Consider the following 15,929-nt stretch of genomic DNA (forward strand, 5'->3'; position numbering starts at 1 on the left):
CGGGGGTGTCTGATCTGAGGGTTCATTTGTGGACAAAACCGCCGCGTTAACAATGATTCCGGTTTATTGGGAGTTTGTTAACTATCTTCTTGCCAAGGGCAATCGGTGCATGTTTTGGTTGAATGCAACTGCTTTGTGCAATTTCTGGTCGGCTGTTCTTGTAAAGAAGATTTTCCTGATTTTCATCCTGTTGCATGCGTTATTTGATCATCGGAGTTTCGCCGAGGGACAGAAGTTTGCTCACTGCGCGGCGATTTGGTCAGATTACGTCGAATTGGGGCGGCATTTGCTGGGGTGCAACGAAAGGGAAGCACCAACACTCTTGTTCGTTGGAACAGGTGGCGAGATTCACAACCGCTTGGGCGAACGGGTCGAACTTGATACCCTAAGAACAGTTCAGGGGCATGAAACATCTCTTTCAGTGATTTTTGATGGCGAAATTGGCGACAAGCCTAAGGACTGCCCATTGAACGTTTGCACGGTCGCCAATGCCCGATTGGAACCGCTCACCTACTGGAAAGTAAACCTTCCATATGAACCGTCGATCTTAAGGGGCGCAACCTCGAGTGGAGCGGGACCTCTTGATTTTTTGTCGAATGCTTCAAGACATTTTTTTTATAACTTTGGATGCTTCGAAAAATATTAGCTCTAGAGAAAAGCTTAACTGTAATCGTAGGAGTAGTTCTTCGTGAAGGACAATCGTCACTTTCGTAGGTTGGCTTGGACCATTTTTACTTGGTTTTTCTGTTTGGCCATTTTTCTGTACGCGGACGACCAAGCTGCTAGTGAAACAAGAGGGTTTATTTTGTTGGAGCTTTTCGCAAAATTTGGCTGGATATATGTAATATTTACTATATTTCAATATGTTAGGAATCTTAGATGAACCAGTTTGTTCGCGCTGACGACGAGCAAGTGGAGATTGCAGGAAAAGTTTTTGGACTGGGCTTTGAATATTCAATTGGCCAATTGGATCAACTTGGAGATTTTAACTCAGCCCCCGGAAAAGCTTTTGGAACGGTGAAAGGATTCGTATTGTCAGCCAGTTGTTTGACACGGCAAATAGAGGCCAGGGACTTGAAGTCATTGAGTTCAGCGACGGAGTCATTTGGTCGCGTGATGATATTGAAGCGAATACGAAGACGGAAGGGACCTCGGGCAACGATACTCTGATTGGTACGCAAGCGGGGGATAACATCTATGGTTTTGCCGGTAATGACACTCTAAATGGTGGTCAAGGCAGCGATGTCCTCACGGGAGGGAGGGATTCCGACGTTTTGACTGGATCTGCGGGCGCCGACCAGTTTGTGTTCACGGCAAACGATGGTGCGGACACCATCTCGGACTTTGCGATTAACGCCGATCTCATCGTGTTCAATGTGCCGGATTGGTGTTCGGAGACCTAACGCTGTCTGAGGCAAACGGAAACACCAGCATTGATTATGTATCAGGCTCGATCATCCTGGAGGGCGTTGCCAGCGCCACGCTGGATGAACAGGACTTTGTGTTCGTGTAAGCAAAAAACCTGATCAAGGCGAGACTGAAGGTGCCGACAGCAGGGCCTTTGCAAGTATAAATGCACAAAGAGCGGCCTTTGGCGCGTGCGCAGCAAACTCACGGTTTGCCCCGCGACCTGTGAGTTCGGGCAATAAATCTCGCTGCGGTATGCATGAACGGCAGCTCCTCGCGCCACGTAGCAGCGCTGATGATGCTGCGGTTGCCGCGATTTTCGTGCTGCGTGCGCGCGCAGCGAGAAATTGGCACTTCCGGTGTGGGCTCAATACTGCCATTCAAATCGTTGGCAGACATGTGATGTAAGGCACCCCACGGTGTTTGCTGACTGGGACTTTGGCAGGGCTGGAGCCTCCTCGGTTGCGCCTTAGGCAAGAGTAGGGTGTGAGAAGGGCTCAGCCCGGCCATAGCGCAGCCTTCCACCGGTATGATTTGCCAAGGGAATAAGGGGTTGCCATAGGCCCACAACCCTCCTATACGGCCCCTTCATCATGAACTCCACGGGAATCAGGGTGACCAGAGTGCATTGCACGTTGGGCCTTCTCGTGATGTTGAAAGGAAAAAGGCGATGGACGCCAAGGAATTGCACGACAAGACGCCGGACCAGCTGCGTGAAGAGCTGGCCAATCTGAAGAAAACCTCCTTCAACCTGCGCTTCCAGCAAGCGACAGGCCAGTTGGAGAACCCTGCGCAGATCCGCAAGGCCCGCCGTGATGCGGCGCGTGTGAAGACTGTGTTGAACCAAAAAGCAGCCGCCGCTGCAGCATCTGAGTAAGGAGAGCCCTCATGCCAAAGCGTATCCTGCAGGGCGTCGTCACTTCTGATGCCAACGCACAAACCGTTACCGTTTCCGTAGAGCGCCGCTTTACGCACCCGGTTCTGAAGAAGACCATCCGTAAGTCCAAGAAATACCGGGCGCACGATGAGAAGAACACGTTCAAAGTGGGCGACAGCGTCCGCATCATCGAATGTGCACCAAAGTCAAAGACCAAACGTTGGGAAGTGCTGGAAGCCGCTGAGGCCTAAAGCACCAACCGCTTAATCGAAACCCTGGGGATACGGCCACGCATCGGCCCCCCAAAGGTCGGGAGAAACCAAATGATCCAGATGCAGACCAACCTGGATGTTGCTGACAACTCAGGCGCGCGCCGTGTTCAGTGCATCAAGGTCCTGGGTGGTTCCAAGCGTAAATACGCATCCGTCGGCGACATCATTGTCGTGTCGGTCAAGGAAGCCATCCCCCGCGGTCGTGTGAAGAAAGGTGACGTCCGTAAGGCCGTTGTTGTTCGCACTGCCAAGGAAGTCCGCCGCGAAGACGGCACCGCGATCCGTTTTGACCGCAACGCCGCCGTCATCCTCAACAACAACAACGAACCCATCGGTACCCGTATCTTTGGTCCGGTTGTGCGTGAGTTGCGTGCGAAGAACTTCATGAAAATCATCTCACTTGCGCCGGAGGTGCTGTAATGGCTGCCAAACTTCGCAAAGGTGACAAGGTCATCGTTCTGGCCGGTAAGGACAAGGGCAAGACGGGCAATATCACGTCTGTGGACCCGAAATCCAACAAGGCCATCGTGGACGGCATCAACATCGCCATCCGCGCCACCCGTCAGTCCCAGGAAAGCCAGGGCGGCCGCATCCCGAAAGCGATGCCGGTCGATCTGAGCAATCTGGCCATCGTTGACGCAAAAGGCAAAGCCACACGCGTCGGCTTCAAAATGGACGGCGACAAGAAAGTGCGTTTTGCCAAGACAACAGGGGACGTGATCTGATGCTCGACACTGCAAATTACACCCCGCGCCTGAAAGCTGCCTATGCGGACACGATCCGCGCGGCGATGAAGGAAGAGTTCGGCTATAAGAACGACATGCAGATCCCGCGTCTGGACAAGATTGTTCTGAACATTGGCTGCGGTGCCGCCGCCGTGCGCGACAGCAAGAAAGCCAAATCAGCGGTCGAAGATCTGACGCTGATCGCGGGCCAGAAGGCATTGACCACCACGGCCAAGAAATCCATCGCGGGTTTCCGGGTCCGTGAGGATATGCCGATGGGCGCGAAAGTAACCCTGCGCGGCGACCGCATGTATGAATTCCTCGATCGTCTGATCACGATTGCAATGCCTCGTATCCGCGACTTCCGCGGCGTATCGGGCAAGTCTTTTGACGGGCGTGGCAACTATGCCATGGGTCTGAAAGAGCATCTGGTGTTCCCGGAGATCAACTTCGACAAGATCGATGAGAACTGGGGAATGGACATTGTGATCGCCACAACGGCGCAAACCGATGCTGAAGCAAAGAGCCTGTTGAAAGCTTTCAACATGCCTTTCAACAGCTGATCGGGAGGGAATAGATATGGCTAAGAAATCTATGATCGAACGCGAGAAGAAGCGCGAAGCTCTGGTTGCGAAATACGCTGCTAAGCGCGCCGAACTCAAGGCAATCGTGAATGACCAGGAAAAGCCGATGGAAGAGCGTTTCCGCGCCTCCCTGAAGCTGGCGAAACTGCCGCGTAACTCGTCAGCTGTGCGTCTGCACAACCGCTGCCAGTTGACCGGTCGTCCACACGCCTACTATCGCAAACTGAAAATTTCGCGGATCGCGCTGCGGGACCTTGGCTCGAACGGCCAAATCCCCGGCATGGTCAAGTCGAGCTGGTAAGGAGCGCATCAGATGAACGATCCTATCGCAGATATGCTGACACGCATCCGGAACTCCTCGATGCGCGGTAAATCCACCGTCCACACGCCTGCCTCCAAGCTGCGCGCCTGGGTGCTGGATGTGCTTGCGGACGAGGGCTACATCCGTGGTTATGAGAAGACCACCGGTGCCGATGGTCATCCGGCGATCGAAATCAGCCTCAAGTACTACGAAGGCGAACCTGTCATTCGCGAACTCAAGCGGGTCTCCAAGCCCGGGCGTCGTGTTTACATGGGCGTCAATGACATCCCCGTTGTCCGTCAGGGCCTGGGCGTGTCGATTGTCTCCACCCCCAAGGGTGTGATGTCTGACCAAGCAGCACGCAGCGCCAACGTTGGTGGCGAAGTGCTCTGCACCGTCTTCTAAGGAGAGATTGCATGTCTCGTATTGGTAAAAAACCGGTCGAACTGCCCAGCGGTGTATCCGCCTCCGTAAGCGGTCAGACCATCGAAGTGAAAGGCCCGAAAGGCACGCGTTCGTTCAATGCAACGGATGATGTCTCGCTGGCCGTCGAGGACAATGTTGTCACCATCACGCCGCGCGGCAAATCCAAGCGTGCGCGTCAGCAGTGGGGCATGTCCCGCACGATGGTTGCAAACCTTGTCACCGGCGTCACCGAGGGCTTCAAGAAAGAGCTGGAAATCCAGGGTGTGGGTTACCGGGCGCAGATGCAGGGCAACACCCTGAAGCTGAACCTCGGCCTGAGCCACGACGTGGATTACACCGCGCCCGACGGCGTGACCGTAACCGCTCCAAAGCAAACCGAAGTTGTGGTGGAAGGCATTGACGAACAGCTTGTTGGTCAGGTCGCCGCGAACATCCGCGCTTGGCGTAAGCCCGAGCCCTACAAGGGCAAAGGCATCCGCTACAAGGGCGAGTTCATCTTCCGCAAAGAAGGCAAGAAGAAGTAAGGACGCAAGACATGGCAAACAGCAAAAGACAACTGTTCTTGAAGCGCCGCCTGCGCGTTCGGAACAAACTCCGCAAGGTCAACGCAGGTCGCGTGCGCCTTTCGGTTCACCGCTCGAACAAGAACATCTCCGTGCAATTGATCGACGATGTGGCTGGCAAAACACTCGCCGCCGCCTCGACGCTCGAAAAAGCGCTGGGTGTTGTGGGCAAGAACAACATCGAAGCGGCCACCAAGGTCGGGGCTGAAATCGCGAAACGCGCGAAAAAAGCCGGTGTTGAAGAAGCCTACTTTGATCGTGGCGGGTTCCTCTTTCATGGGAAGGTCAAGGCCGTTGCCGACGCCGCCCGCGAAGGTGGTCTGAAGATCTAAGAACTGAAGGTCGCCCCACACGGGCGACCTCGATGATCCGGGGGCTTTGGCTCACTTGGATTGACACAATCGGGCGCTGGCCCACTGAATGAAGGATGTTCTCAATGGCAGAACGTGAAAACCGTCGCGGCAACCGCCGGGACCGTGACGAAGCACCGGAATTTGCCGACCGTCTGGTCGCGATCAACCGCGTGTCCAAAACCGTTAAAGGTGGTAAGCGCTTTGGTTTCGCAGCCCTCGTGGTTGTGGGCGACCAAAAAGGCCGTGTCGGCTTTGGCAAAGGTAAAGCGAAAGAGGTCCCCGAGGCCATTCGCAAAGCCACCGAGCAGGCCAAGCGCCAGATGATCCGCGTGCAACTGCGCGAAGGTCGGACACTGCACCACGACATGGAAGGCCGTCATGGCGCCGGTAAAGTGGTCATGCGCACCGCCCCTGAGGGTACCGGGATCATCGCCGGTGGTCCGATGCGGGCTGTTTTCGAGATGCTGGGCGTCAAGGACGTTGTGTCCAAGTCCATCGGCTCGCAGAACCCTTACAACATGATCCGCGCCACCATGGACGGTCTGCGTAAGGAAAGCTCGCCCCGGTCTGTCGCGCAGCGTCGCGGCAAGAAAGTGGCTGATATTCTGCCCAAGCGGGAAGACAATGTTGAGTCGTCCGCCCAAGTGGCTGAGGAGGCATAAGCATGGCCAAGACTATTGTTGTGAAACAGATCGGCTCCCCGATCCGCCGCCCCGCCAAACAGCGCGCAACGCTGATCGGCCTGGGCCTGAACAAAATGCACAAGACCCGCGAGCTGGAAGACACACCTTCCGTGCGCGGCATGATCAACTCGGTCAGCCATATGGTCGAGATCGTGGAAGAACGAGACTAAGCGTTTCGCACTACTGAAATTGAAAGCGCCCCGCAGGAAACTGGGGGACGCTTTTCAATGGAAGTGTTTCTCAAGTCGGTTGTGAACTTCGTAAGCCTCGGCGGCAAGCTGATCTGCACTAAGTATGCGGGCTACAAAGGAAACACAGAGAACTCCCCGGAAAAACTGGTTGTCAAAATCATGTCGGTGATCTTTTAGAAGACTCGACTCTGGGTAACCGGTTAGTCGAAAACTTCTTCTCTTTGGGTCGTAGAGCTCAAGAAGTTGCGGCGCAGCTGCGTGGAGGTAACCAGAATATAGACGACTAAGATATGCCGATACCGCGATTGCGCTGTGATCGGTTGCTCTTTCTGGGTTCACTTGAGATAAGTACCTCCTCACGGTTTTTCGGGGAATGCTCCATCGATTTCTTTGATGGCCTGAGAACTCGCGAAATTCGGGCTCGTTTGCCCAAAAATTTTGGAGGTATCTTTGGTGGTCTTCTGTTTTCGAGAACCCGAAGAATGGCATTCCAAGGAAGAGAATATCCTCGTGTATCTCGTCCAGTGTTCGCTGCAAGGTGGACAACTCTTGCAAGAAGCCTTGCGCTAACAATAGCTGTCCGGCGTGAAGACTGCTTATGTATCTCGCCAGCTTCAGCAGTAGGGCGGCTTCGATGTTTTCCTTTTCGAACCTGAATGCGGTCTTTTCGCGAACAGACTGCGGTTGTGGAAGCGGATGCTCGTTTTGAAGTTGCTCGAATGCGCTGGTGTACCATCGCAGTGGCGGGATTGGTCTGTCGTCTGAGTTGCTCATATGTTGATGCTCCGCTAATCGCTACTCGATTTCAACAGCCCGTGATCCCCGATCACGGGCAGCGCCCGACCGCCCCCATGGGCGGGCGCTTCGCGCCCCGGGGGGGGTAAACCCCGCTGCGGCCTCAAAAGGTCCCCCGGACCTTTTGCAAGACGGCCTTCGCCCCGCGGTCGGGCCCTGCCCTTCCGATGCGCTCAAACTGCACCCTTGATCCATCCTCCAACCCCGTCTATACGCCCACGATCACCCCTGAGGTGACAGAATCGAAACGCCGTGTTTGCCCGCTCCCGTCGCTGGGGGGTACATCCGGCCAAAGGAGAAGCGACAATGAAACTGAATGAACTGTCTGACAACGCAGGCGCCACCAAGAAACGCAAGCGCGTGGGCCGTGGCCCCGGATCCGGCACCGGTAAAATGGGTGGCCGGGGTATCAAAGGTCAGAAATCCCGCTCGGGCGTGGCAATCAATGGGTATGAAGGCGGGCAGATGCCGCTCTACCAACGTCTGCCAAAGCGTGGCTTCAACAAGCCAAACCGCAAATCATACGCAGTTGTGAACCTGGGCCTGATCCAGAAATTCATCGACGCCAAAAAGATCGACGCCAAGAAAACCATCACCGAAGACGTTTTGGTCGAGTCCGGCCTTATTCGCCGTAAATTGGACGGTATTCGCGTTCTGGCAAAGGGCGAAGTGACCGGCAAGCTGACCATCGAAGTGACCGGCGCATCGAAATCTGCCGTGGAAGCGGTGGCAAAAGCAGGCGGATCGCTGACTGTGGCAGCCCCTGCGGCGGCTGAAGCGGACGCTTAAGCCCAAGGAATAGGCTTGTGGGCGGCGGTCTCGCCGCTTACATAAGCTAACGAGTTTTCCTTTACGCCGCCCGCCGCAACCGGCCCGGGCGGCGTAACCGTACTGAAAGAGAGCCCTTCATGGTATCTGCCGTTGAAAATATGGCTGCAAACACCAGCTGGTCCGCGCTGGGTAAAGCAACCGACCTGCGCAACCGCATCCTTTTCACACTTGGCCTGCTGATCGTTTACCGTCTGGGCACTTTTATCCCGGTGCCCGGGATCGACGGCGTGGCCCTGCGCGAGTTCATGGAGCAGGCGGGGCAGGGCATTGGCGGCATGGTCAGCATGTTCACTGGCGGTGCGCTGGGGCGGATGGGCATTTTTGCCCTCGGGATCATGCCCTATATCTCGGCCTCGATCATCGTGCAGCTTCTGACCTCGATGGTGCCCAAGCTGGAACAGCTGAAGAAAGAAGGCGAGCAGGGTCGCAAGAAGATCAACCAATACACCCGTTTCGGCACGGTTTTCCTCGCCACGCTGCAGGCCTACGGTCTCGCGGTGAGCCTGGAAGCGGGCGATATCGTCACCGATCCGGGGCTCTTTTTCCGCGCCTCCTGCGTGATCACGCTGGTCGGCGGGACCATGTTCCTGATGTGGCTGGGTGAACAGATCACAGCGCGTGGCATCGGCAACGGTATTTCGCTGATCATCTTCGTCGGCATCATCGCCGAGGTGCCTGCCGCCATGGCGCAGTTCTTCGCCTCTGGTCGCTCCGGTGCGATCAGCCCGGCGGTGATCATCGGCGTGATTGTCATGGTGATTACGACGATCATGTTCGTGGTCTTCATGGAGCGGGCGCTGCGGAAGATCCACATTCAATATCCGCGCCGTCAGGTGGGCATGAAGGTCTATGACGGCGGCTCCAGCCACCTGCCGGTCAAGGTCAACCCAGCGGGCGTGATCCCGGCGATCTTTGCCTCGTCACTGCTACTGCTGCCGGTCACAATCAGCACGTTTTCGGGCAATTCAACCAATCCGATCATGTCGTGGCTGCTGGCCAACTTCGGCCCCGGACAGCCGCTTTATCTGACGTTCTTCGTCGTGATGATCATCTTCTTTGCCTATTTCTACACCTTCAACGTCAGCTTCAAACCTGACGATGTGGCGGACAACCTGAAAAACCAGAACGGCTTTGTCCCAGGCATCCGGCCCGGCAAGAAGACCTCGGAATATCTGGAATATGTGGTCAACCGCGTGCTGGTGCTGGGCTCCGGCTATCTGGCAGCGGTCTGTCTGCTGCCGGAAATCCTGCGCGGGCAATTCGCCATCCCGTTCTACTTTGGTGGTACTTCCGTGCTGATTGTGGTCTCTGTAACCATGGACACGATCCAGCAAGTGCAAAGTCACCTTCTGGCCCACCAATACGAAGGCCTGCTTGAAAAGTCGCAGCTGCGCGGCAAATCTGGCGGTAAAACACGCAAGAAACGGAGCCCCGTCCGCCGATGAATATAATACTGCTGGGGCCTCCCGGGGCTGGTAAGGGGACGCAGGCGCGTCACCTCGTTGAAACGCGCGGCATGGTGCAGTTGAGCACGGGCGATATGTTGCGTGAGGCCAAGGACTCCGGCACGGAAATGGGTAAGGTCGTTGCGGATGTGATGGCGCGTGGTGCGCTGGTGACCGATGAGATCGTGATTGGTCTGATCCGCGAGAAACTGGAAACGGTCAAAGCCAACGGGTTCATCTTCGACGGCTTCCCACGCACGCTGGCGCAGGCCGATGCGCTGGGTGATTTGCTGGAGACCGAGGGCGAAACCCTTGATGCCGTGATCGAGATGCGGGTGGATGACAGCGCTTTGGTCGCGCGGATCGTGGCGCGGTCGACCTGCGCGATGTGCGGTGAAGTTTACAACGATGCCACCAAACCCATTCCGGCCGATGGCAAATGCACCAACTGCGGTGGCACCGAATTCAAGCGCCGGGCGGATGACAATGAGGAAAGCCTCAAGACCCGTCTGATGGAATACTACAAGCAGACTTCGCCGTTGATCGGCTACTATTATGCCAAGGGCATGTTGTCCCGTGTGGATGGCCTGGGTGCGATCGAGGCAGTCCAGGGCGAGATCCAGAACGCGCTGGACGCGTAGGGACCTGCGATGACGCTGCGCGCGAGTGAGGGTGACAAGACGGTTTATCTGAAGATCGGCGTCTTTTACAAACCTGATACCGGTCACATCCACATCGCGCATGGTGGTGAAGAAGGGTTCATTACAACGGTGAGCCCTGATCCAGCCAGCAAACGTGGTAACCCCAATCTTTACTGGCACCTTGCGGATTGCCTTCGTGCGAAAGGCATGCCCGCGCCTGACAAGGAATGAGGGTCAGATTTCACGAAAGCGCGGAGCCGCGCTGGAAAAAATACTGAAGGGTTGACGCCTTTCCCAAAAGCCCATAACACGCGCTATCTCTAACGAGAATCAATTTGTCCTGAGGGTCGCTCCCGAAAGACAAGATCACCTGATCAGCTGACGCCCGGCGGCCTTTTGTGCTCCGGGCTTCGTTTGTGAAAAAAGGGTCTGGCACTACGGACCCGCAACGAAAAGGAATACTCCACGTGGCACGTATTGCCGGCGTAAACATCCCGACTGCAAAGCGGGTTCCCATCGCCCTCACTTACATCACCGGTATCGGCAACGCCTCTGCGAAAGCGATTTGCGAAGCGGTTGGTATCGACGCGGCCCGCCGGGTCAATGAACTTTCCGACGCCGAAGTGCTGTCTGTGCGCGAGCACATCGACGCCAACTACACCGTCGAAGGGGATCTGCGGCGCGACACGCAGATGAACATCAAGCGTCTGATGGACCTGGGTTGCTACCGTGGCCTGCGCCACCGTCGTAACCTGCCGGTTCGCGGCCAGCGCACCCACACCAATGCTCGTACCCGCAAAGGCCCCGCGAAGGCCATTGCCGGTAAGAAGAAATAAGGGAGGGTCTGACCGATGGCACGTGATAAAGTACGCGTTAAGAAAAAGGCCAGCAAGAACATCGCCGCAGGTGTGGCGCATGTGAACAGCTCCTTCAACAACACCAAGATCCTGATTTCCGATGTGCAGGGCAATGCGATCTCCTGGTCGTCTGCTGGCACCATGGGCTTCAAAGGCTCGCGGAAATCCACACCCTATGCCGCCCAGATGGCGGCAGAGGATGCGGGCCGCAAGGCGCAGGAGCATGGCGTCAAAACGCTGGAAGTTGAAGTGCAGGGGCCAGGCTCTGGCCGTGAAAGCGCGCTGCGCGCTCTGGCTGCTGCCGGGTTCAACATCACCTCGATCCGTGATGTGACCCCGATGGCGCATAACGGCTGCCGCCCGCCGAAGCGCCGCCGCGTTTAAGCACAAGTTGACACTCTGGGACCGTGTGTTTTTGCACGGCCCCATTTCGCTTTTTTGAAACCTCGAGAGTCTTCACCTTTAGGACATGGGGCGTAGACAAGAATGGAGGGACGCATGATCCACAAGAATTGGGCTGAGCTTATCAAGCCACAACAGCTTGACGTGAAACCGGGCAACGACCCGGCGCGCCAGGCGACGGTTACCGCCGAACCGCTGGAGCGCGGTTTTGGTCTGACCATGGGCAACGCGCTGCGCCGCGTGCTGATGTCGTCTTTGCAGGGTGCGGCAATCACCTCCGTTCAGATCGACAACGTATTGCACGAGTTTTCATCTGTTGCCGGTGTGCGTGAAGACGTGACCGACATCATCCTGAACCTCAAAGGCGTGTCCCTGCGCATGGAAGTCGAAGGCCCCAAGCGTCTGTCGATTTCTGCGAAGGGTCCTGGCGTTGTAACAGCTGGCGATATTTCCGAATCCGCGGGCATCGAAGTGCTGAACCGCGAGCATGTGATCTGCCACCTCGACGATGGCGCCGATCTTTACATGGAACTGACTGTCAACCAGGGCAAAGGCTATGTGTCTTCCGAGAAGAACAAGCCCGAGGACGCGCCCATCGGTCTGATTCCGATCGACGCGATCTATTCGCCGGTCAAGAAAGTTAGCTATGACGTGCAGCCGACACGTGAAGGTCAGGTTCTGGACTATGACAAGCTGACCATGAAAGTGGAAACAGATGGCTCTCTGACACCGGATGACGCGGTAGCCTTTGCCGCGCGTATTCTGCAGGACCAGTTGGGCATCTTCGTGAACTTCGACGAGCCTGAATCCGCATCCCGTGCCGACGAGGACGATGGTCTGGAGTTCAACCCGCTGCTGCTCAAGAAAGTCGACGAGCTGGAATTGTCGGTGCGTTCGGCGAACTGCTTGAAAAATGACAACATTGTCTACATCGGCGATCTGATCCAGAAAACCGAAGCGGAGATGCTGCGCACGCCGAACTTTGGCCGCAAGTCCTTGAACGAGATCAAGGAAGTGCTGTCGGGCATGGGTCTGCACCTGGGCATGGACGTCGAAGACTGGCCGCCCGACAACATCGAAGATCTGGCGAAGAAATTCGAAGACTCCTTCTAACAGGGGTCTTTACTGAGTTGCCCACCCCTGGCGGGACAAAAATGCCCGCGCTGGCGGGGACGATCTGGGTCGCAAGACCCCAAGGAGAACCGGGTGACACGCATCACCCGGTCAGACAAAGCAAAATCGCCCGTAGAGGGCACAGTTAGGAGACTAGAAAATGCGTCACGCACGTGGATACCGCCGCCTGAACCGCACACATGAGCACCGCAAGGCGCTCTGGGCCAACATGGCCGGCTCGCTCATCGAACATGAGCAAATCAAGACAACGCTTCCCAAGGCAAAAGAACTGCGCCCGATCATCGAGAAAATGATCACGCTGGCGAAACGGGGTGACCTGCACGCCCGCCGTCAGGCCGCAGCCAAGCTGAAGCAGGACCAATACGTCACAAAGCTCTTTGACGTTCTTGGCCCACGCTACAAGGACCGTCAGGGTGGCTATGTGCGCGTTCTGAAAGCTGGTTTCCGCTATGGCGATATGGCACCGATGGCGATCATCGAATTCGTGGATCGCGACCGCGATGCCAAAGGTGCGGGCGACAAGGCGCGCCTGGCTGCCGAGGAAGCCCCTGAAGAATAAGACGGACGCATCGCTGCGAAAGTCCAGGCCCCTGTCCGAGACCGGACGGGGGCTTTTTCTATGAGGCGATCATGTTTTCGCACAGAGGACCCGGACATCTTTTTGACCGATGCGGGGCTGCTCTGAACGGCCAGCTCCTCTTCATCTACTCGCAGAGGCGATGGCCAATCCGTCGGTGACGGCGGTGAAGACTTCGGTGAAGGAATGCCGGGCCTCGGCAAACTGCGTTTTCATCGTTTTCGAGATCATCGACATCAGGCTTGACCCGCCAACATAGATCACCCGGTCCACCTGATCGGGGGCGGCCCCCGCGCGCTGCAGCGTTTCTGCCGCGCCTTCCCGCAGTCTTTGCGCATAGGGCGCAAGCACATGGTCAAGCATTCCGGAGGGCAGGGGGGCGGAAAGCGCCCGTTCAATCTGATCCAACGCAATCACCGGATCCGCACCGCCGGTGTTTGCTGCGATCTTGCCGCGCTCAACGGCAAAGGCCAGATCGTGGCCGATTTCTTCCTCCAAGACCGTCGTAAGACGGGTCAGTTTCTCAGGCTCTTCGGCAAGGTGCGCCATCTCCGCGACCACGCGGCGGTTCTGTGCGGTATAGAGAAATGGGATTTTCTCCCAGGTCGCCAGATCGTTGAAGATCGCGTTGGGCACCGGCGACGTGCCGGGACCCATTCCCTTACGCAATTCGGTGCCCTTGCCCAGCAGCGGCATCACCCTGTCGATACTGATCGCGCGGTCAAAATCCGTGCCCCCGATGCGCACACCGTGATTGGCGAGAATGTCCACACCGTCAGGCGTCGATCGAAACAGCGAGAAATCGGAGGTCCCGCCGCCGATGTCGACAATCAGACCGACCTCGCCCGACTGATCGAGCGCGCCACTGGCGATGGCGGCGGCCTCGGGTTCAGGCATGAACGCGACATCCCTGAACCCCGCCGCCAGATAACAGGCCCTCAGATCGGCCTCTGCCTGCGCTTCACGCGCATCGCCCGCGCCGTGGAAAACCACGGGCCGACCCGACAGCGCGCGATCAAAAATCAACCCGGTTTCGGCCTCGGCCCGGATTTTGATCTGGTGCAGGAAACGGGCAATGATCTCAACGAAGGTGACACGCTCATTCAGGATCTGGCGTTTCTCATGCATCAGCGTGGTGCCGAGCACCCGTTTCAACGCGCGCATGAAGCGCCCGTCCGCACCATCAAGGAGCGCCTGGTTGGCGGGTTCACCGATCAGGGTCTCGCGGGTTTCGAAATCAAAAAAGAATGTCGTGGGCAGCGTTGCCATTCCGGGGGACATCTCGATTAGTCGCGGTTTGCCATCCGCCAGATACCCCGCCGCTGAATTGGATGTGCCGAAATCAATGCCCAATACCTGGCCGCGCGACGCCATGCCTGATCCCTCCCGGTGCTGAAACGAAAGGCGCGTGTCTATGAGCGCGCTGCGCAGAGGTCAATAGGGAACATCAATGCCAGGGCAAACCGTCTAGTCCGTTTCTTGCTGCCGCTTGGCGCGCAGTTTCTCGAAATAGGCCAGTCGTTTTTTCATCTCACGCTCAAATCCGCGGTCAGGCGGCGCGTAAAATGACACCCGCTCCATATCGTCGGGAAAGTAGTGTTGCCCGGAAAAACCGTCCTCAGCGTCATGATCATAGGCATAGCCGCTGCCATAGCCTTCTTCCTTCATCAGGGTCGTTGGCGCGTTCAGGATGTGTTTGGGCGGTGGCTCTGAGCCCGTTTGCTTGGCCAGCCCCATGGCCTGTTTGTAAGCGACATAGGCCGCGTTGGATTTCGGCGCCAGCGCGAGGTAGAGCACAGCCTGCCCCAAGGCCAAATCACCTTCGGGCGAGCCCAGACGCTCATAGGTTGCCCAAGCATCAAGACACAGCCGGTTGGCCTGCGGGTCCGCCAGACCGATGTCTTCGACGGCCATGCGGGTGATCCTGCGCGCCAGAAAACGCGGGTCTTCACCCCCGGCCAACATGCGCGCCAGCCAGTACATCGCCGCATCCGGATCGGACCCGCGCACAGCCTTGTGCAGCGCGGAGATCAAATTGTAATGCGCATCGCCGGATTTGTCGTAGTGCGCCGCGCGCCGTTGCAGCCGCGCGGCCAGCTCCTTGGGGCCGAGCGGGGCATCTGCCACGATGGTTGATGCTTGTTCGACAAGGTTCAACAGCGCGCGCCCGTCGCCATCGGCCATCTGCACCAGTGCGGATCGGGCGTCAGCATCCAGCGGCAGTTGCTTGCCCAGCATCTCTTCGGCCCGGGCTATCAATTCATTCAGCGCCTCGGTCTCAAGTCGGCGCAGGACCAAAACCTGCGACCGCGACAGCAGCGCCGAGTTCAACTCGAAAGACGGGTTTTCGGTGGTGGCCCCCACAAGCACGATGGTGCCATCTTCCATATGGGGTAGGAAACCGTCCTGCTGTGCCTTGTTGAACCGATGGATTTCATCGACGAACAGCAGGGTGCCCTGCCCGATACGTTGTCGCGTTTTGGCGGCCTCGAACACTTTGCGCAAATCGGAAACGCCGGAGAATATGGCGCTGATCTGAACGAAGGCGCGGTCCGAGGCGTCAGCCAGCAATCTGGCGATGGTCGTTTTCCCCACCCCCGGCGGCCCCCAAAAAATGAGGGAAGAGAGCGTATTTGCCGCCAGCATCGCACCAAGCGGCGCCTCAGGTGCCAGAATGTGATCCTGACCAATCACCTCATCGAGCCGCGTGGGCCGCAGTCGGTCCGCCAGCGGGCGGTCGCGGGCTTCGTCACCTTGGGGGGGTGCACTTTCTGGCAAGTCGCCGAATAAGTCAGTCATGGGCAATCTTTTAGCGCAGAGCGGGGGGAGATGAAATCGCGATCCGAAACGGCGCCGCAATACGCC

25 protein-coding genes are annotated in these 15,929 nt (G+C 57.2%); 22 read left to right on the forward strand and 3 right to left on the reverse strand.

Translation table 11 applies throughout. From position 1 onward, the window contains the following. Positions 1 to 28: 28 nt before the first annotated feature. The 14 genes from Q1A63_RS20255 (at position 29) to rpmD (ending at position 6,361) form a co-directional block, all read left to right on the forward strand. The gene (locus Q1A63_RS20255; protein WP_298974903.1) at positions 29 to 646 is read left to right on the forward strand and encodes a hypothetical protein; all 618 of its coding nucleotides are present in this window, start codon (positions 29 to 31) and stop codon (positions 644 to 646) included. A 379-nt stretch (positions 647 to 1,025) separates the two neighbouring features. Further along, positions 1,026 to 1,403 (forward strand): hypothetical protein, encoded by a 378-nt coding sequence (locus Q1A63_RS20260; protein WP_298975007.1) that lies wholly within the window; start codon positions 1,026 to 1,028, stop codon positions 1,401 to 1,403. After that, a complete protein-coding gene (locus Q1A63_RS20265) occupies positions 1,388 to 1,513 on the forward strand; it encodes a hypothetical protein (protein WP_299632413.1) in 126 nt (41 codons plus the stop codon). The genes Q1A63_RS20260 and Q1A63_RS20265 overlap by 16 nt, the downstream gene beginning before the upstream one ends. Positions 1,514 to 2,077: 564 nt before the next feature. Further along, positions 2,078 to 2,284 (forward strand): 50S ribosomal protein L29, encoded by a 207-nt coding sequence (gene rpmC, locus Q1A63_RS20270; RefSeq protein ID WP_298974904.1) that lies wholly within the window; start codon positions 2,078 to 2,080, stop codon positions 2,282 to 2,284. An 11-nt stretch (positions 2,285 to 2,295) separates the two neighbouring features. Next, positions 2,296 to 2,535 carry a 30S ribosomal protein S17 gene (gene rpsQ / locus Q1A63_RS20275; RefSeq protein ID WP_298919265.1) on the forward strand — a complete coding sequence of 80 codons (240 nt, stop codon included), beginning with the start codon at positions 2,296 to 2,298 and terminating at the stop codon, positions 2,533 to 2,535. A 72-nt stretch (positions 2,536 to 2,607) separates the two neighbouring features. After that, a complete protein-coding gene (gene rplN, locus Q1A63_RS20280) occupies positions 2,608 to 2,976 on the forward strand; it encodes a 50S ribosomal protein L14 (protein ID WP_011567679.1) in 369 nt (122 codons plus the stop codon). Then, positions 2,976 to 3,281 (forward strand): 50S ribosomal protein L24, encoded by a 306-nt coding sequence (gene rplX / locus Q1A63_RS20285; RefSeq protein ID WP_298974905.1) that lies wholly within the window; start codon positions 2,976 to 2,978, stop codon positions 3,279 to 3,281. Before rplN ends, rplX begins: the two co-directional genes overlap by 1 nt. Further along, positions 3,281 to 3,844 (forward strand): 50S ribosomal protein L5, encoded by a 564-nt coding sequence (gene rplE, locus Q1A63_RS20290; protein ID WP_298974906.1) that lies wholly within the window; start codon positions 3,281 to 3,283, stop codon positions 3,842 to 3,844. Before rplX ends, rplE begins: the two co-directional genes overlap by 1 nt. 16 nt (positions 3,845 to 3,860) lie before the next feature. After that, positions 3,861 to 4,166, forward strand: a complete 306-nt coding sequence (gene rpsN, locus Q1A63_RS20295) for a 30S ribosomal protein S14 (RefSeq protein WP_298974909.1) — start codon at positions 3,861 to 3,863, stop codon at positions 4,164 to 4,166. A 12-nt stretch (positions 4,167 to 4,178) separates the two neighbouring features. Further along, complete coding sequence (gene rpsH, locus Q1A63_RS20300) at positions 4,179 to 4,571, forward strand: 30S ribosomal protein S8 (protein WP_195819744.1); 393 nt, start codon at positions 4,179 to 4,181, stop codon at positions 4,569 to 4,571. An 11-nt stretch (positions 4,572 to 4,582) separates the two neighbouring features. Continuing rightward, positions 4,583 to 5,116: a 50S ribosomal protein L6 gene (rplF, locus tag Q1A63_RS20305; RefSeq protein WP_298974911.1), complete on the forward strand. Its 534-nt coding sequence runs from the start codon at positions 4,583 to 4,585 to the stop codon at positions 5,114 to 5,116. A gap of 11 nt (positions 5,117 to 5,127) precedes the next feature. Continuing rightward, positions 5,128 to 5,487, forward strand: a complete 360-nt coding sequence (gene rplR, locus Q1A63_RS20310; RefSeq protein ID WP_298974913.1) for a 50S ribosomal protein L18 — start codon at positions 5,128 to 5,130, stop codon at positions 5,485 to 5,487. 104 nt (positions 5,488 to 5,591) lie between these two features. Further along, positions 5,592 to 6,170: a 30S ribosomal protein S5 gene (gene rpsE / locus Q1A63_RS20315; RefSeq protein ID WP_298974914.1), complete on the forward strand. Its 579-nt coding sequence runs from the start codon at positions 5,592 to 5,594 to the stop codon at positions 6,168 to 6,170. 2 nt (positions 6,171 to 6,172) lie between these two features. Further along, positions 6,173 to 6,361 carry a 50S ribosomal protein L30 gene (gene rpmD, locus Q1A63_RS20320; RefSeq protein WP_298974916.1) on the forward strand — a complete coding sequence of 63 codons (189 nt, stop codon included), beginning with the start codon at positions 6,173 to 6,175 and terminating at the stop codon, positions 6,359 to 6,361. Between the two features lie 54 nt (positions 6,362 to 6,415). Here the strand turns inward: rpmD and Q1A63_RS20325 are convergent, their stop codons facing one another. Beyond that, a complete protein-coding gene (locus Q1A63_RS20325; protein WP_298974918.1) occupies positions 6,416 to 7,156 on the reverse strand; it encodes a hypothetical protein in 741 nt (246 codons plus the stop codon). A 327-nt stretch (positions 7,157 to 7,483) separates the two neighbouring features. Between Q1A63_RS20325 and rplO the strand changes: the two genes are divergently transcribed. The 8 genes from rplO to rplQ all read left to right on the forward strand — a co-directional run bounded on the left by rplO (position 7,484) and on the right by rplQ (position 13,046). Continuing rightward, on the forward strand, positions 7,484 to 7,966 hold the full coding sequence (gene rplO, locus Q1A63_RS20330) for a 50S ribosomal protein L15 (RefSeq protein ID WP_298974920.1): 483 nt from the start codon (positions 7,484 to 7,486) through the stop codon (positions 7,964 to 7,966). A 119-nt stretch (positions 7,967 to 8,085) separates the two neighbouring features. Continuing rightward, positions 8,086 to 9,453 carry a preprotein translocase subunit SecY gene (gene secY, locus Q1A63_RS20335; RefSeq protein WP_298974922.1) on the forward strand — a complete coding sequence of 456 codons (1,368 nt, stop codon included), beginning with the start codon at positions 8,086 to 8,088 and terminating at the stop codon, positions 9,451 to 9,453. After that, on the forward strand, positions 9,450 to 10,094 hold the full coding sequence (locus Q1A63_RS20340; protein ID WP_298974924.1) for an adenylate kinase: 645 nt from the start codon (positions 9,450 to 9,452) through the stop codon (positions 10,092 to 10,094). The genes secY and Q1A63_RS20340 overlap by 4 nt, the downstream gene beginning before the upstream one ends. A 9-nt stretch (positions 10,095 to 10,103) precedes the next feature. Further along, entirely contained in the window at positions 10,104 to 10,325 is a 222-nt protein-coding gene (locus Q1A63_RS20345; protein ID WP_298974926.1) for a hypothetical protein, read from the forward strand. Positions 10,326 to 10,561: 236 nt separating this feature from the next. Further along, entirely contained in the window at positions 10,562 to 10,930 is a 369-nt protein-coding gene (rpsM, locus tag Q1A63_RS20350; protein WP_298974928.1) for a 30S ribosomal protein S13, read from the forward strand. A gap of 15 nt (positions 10,931 to 10,945) precedes the next feature. Next, positions 10,946 to 11,335, forward strand: coding sequence for a 30S ribosomal protein S11 (gene rpsK, locus Q1A63_RS20355; protein ID WP_011567694.1), 390 nt, complete (start codon positions 10,946 to 10,948; stop codon positions 11,333 to 11,335). Between the two features lie 114 nt (positions 11,336 to 11,449). Further along, a complete protein-coding gene (locus Q1A63_RS20360) occupies positions 11,450 to 12,466 on the forward strand; it encodes a DNA-directed RNA polymerase subunit alpha (protein WP_298974932.1) in 1,017 nt (338 codons plus the stop codon). 160 nt (positions 12,467 to 12,626) lie between these two features. Beyond that, positions 12,627 to 13,046 (forward strand): 50S ribosomal protein L17, encoded by a 420-nt coding sequence (gene rplQ, locus Q1A63_RS20365; protein ID WP_298974934.1) that lies wholly within the window; start codon positions 12,627 to 12,629, stop codon positions 13,044 to 13,046. A 141-nt stretch (positions 13,047 to 13,187) separates the two neighbouring features. Here rplQ and Q1A63_RS20370 read toward each other — a convergent pair whose 3' ends face one another. Next, positions 13,188 to 14,438: an Hsp70 family protein gene (locus Q1A63_RS20370; protein WP_298974936.1), complete on the reverse strand. Its 1,251-nt coding sequence runs from the start codon at positions 14,436 to 14,438 to the stop codon at positions 13,188 to 13,190. 93 nt (positions 14,439 to 14,531) lie between these two features. Beyond that, entirely contained in the window at positions 14,532 to 15,863 is a 1,332-nt protein-coding gene (locus Q1A63_RS20375) for a replication-associated recombination protein A (RefSeq protein WP_298974937.1), read from the reverse strand. Positions 15,864 to 15,929: the final 66 nt, after the last annotated feature.

Source organism: uncultured Roseobacter sp. (genome assembly GCF_947499265.1).
Classification (GTDB): Bacteria; Pseudomonadota; Alphaproteobacteria; order Rhodobacterales; family Rhodobacteraceae; genus Roseobacter.

What these genes read in the sequence shown, in the direction of transcription:
- rpmC (WP_298974904.1), top strand. Translation starts at nt 2,078, where the DNA reads ATGGACGCCAAGGAATTGCACGACAAGACGCCGGACCAGCTGCGTGAA.
- rpsQ (WP_298919265.1), top strand. Translation starts at nt 2,296, where the DNA reads ATGCCAAAGCGTATCCTGCAGGGCGTCGTCACTTCTGATGCCAACGCA.
- rplN (WP_011567679.1), top strand. Translation starts at nt 2,608, where the DNA reads ATGATCCAGATGCAGACCAACCTGGATGTTGCTGACAACTCAGGCGCG.
- rplX (WP_298974905.1), top strand. Translation starts at nt 2,976, where the DNA reads ATGGCTGCCAAACTTCGCAAAGGTGACAAGGTCATCGTTCTGGCCGGT.
- rplE (WP_298974906.1), top strand. Translation starts at nt 3,281, where the DNA reads ATGCTCGACACTGCAAATTACACCCCGCGCCTGAAAGCTGCCTATGCG.
- rpsN (WP_298974909.1), top strand. Translation starts at nt 3,861, where the DNA reads ATGGCTAAGAAATCTATGATCGAACGCGAGAAGAAGCGCGAAGCTCTG.
- rpsH (WP_195819744.1), top strand. Translation starts at nt 4,179, where the DNA reads ATGAACGATCCTATCGCAGATATGCTGACACGCATCCGGAACTCCTCG.
- rplF (WP_298974911.1), top strand. Translation starts at nt 4,583, where the DNA reads ATGTCTCGTATTGGTAAAAAACCGGTCGAACTGCCCAGCGGTGTATCC.
- rplR (WP_298974913.1), top strand. Translation starts at nt 5,128, where the DNA reads ATGGCAAACAGCAAAAGACAACTGTTCTTGAAGCGCCGCCTGCGCGTT.
- rpsE (WP_298974914.1), top strand. Translation starts at nt 5,592, where the DNA reads ATGGCAGAACGTGAAAACCGTCGCGGCAACCGCCGGGACCGTGACGAA.
- rpmD (WP_298974916.1), top strand. Translation starts at nt 6,173, where the DNA reads ATGGCCAAGACTATTGTTGTGAAACAGATCGGCTCCCCGATCCGCCGC.
- Q1A63_RS20325 (WP_298974918.1), bottom strand. Translation starts at nt 7,156, where the DNA reads ATGAGCAACTCAGACGACAGACCAATCCCGCCACTGCGATGGTACACC.
- rplO (WP_298974920.1), top strand. Translation starts at nt 7,484, where the DNA reads ATGAAACTGAATGAACTGTCTGACAACGCAGGCGCCACCAAGAAACGC.
- secY (WP_298974922.1), top strand. Translation starts at nt 8,086, where the DNA reads ATGGTATCTGCCGTTGAAAATATGGCTGCAAACACCAGCTGGTCCGCG.
- Q1A63_RS20340 (WP_298974924.1), top strand. Translation starts at nt 9,450, where the DNA reads ATGAATATAATACTGCTGGGGCCTCCCGGGGCTGGTAAGGGGACGCAG.
- Q1A63_RS20345 (WP_298974926.1), top strand. Translation starts at nt 10,104, where the DNA reads ATGACGCTGCGCGCGAGTGAGGGTGACAAGACGGTTTATCTGAAGATC.
- rpsK (WP_011567694.1), top strand. Translation starts at nt 10,946, where the DNA reads ATGGCACGTGATAAAGTACGCGTTAAGAAAAAGGCCAGCAAGAACATC.
- Q1A63_RS20360 (WP_298974932.1), top strand. Translation starts at nt 11,450, where the DNA reads ATGATCCACAAGAATTGGGCTGAGCTTATCAAGCCACAACAGCTTGAC.
- rplQ (WP_298974934.1), top strand. Translation starts at nt 12,627, where the DNA reads ATGCGTCACGCACGTGGATACCGCCGCCTGAACCGCACACATGAGCAC.
- Q1A63_RS20370 (WP_298974936.1), bottom strand. Translation starts at nt 14,438, where the DNA reads ATGGCGTCGCGCGGCCAGGTATTGGGCATTGATTTCGGCACATCCAAT.
- Q1A63_RS20375 (WP_298974937.1), bottom strand. Translation starts at nt 15,863, where the DNA reads ATGACTGACTTATTCGGCGACTTGCCAGAAAGTGCACCCCCCCAAGGT.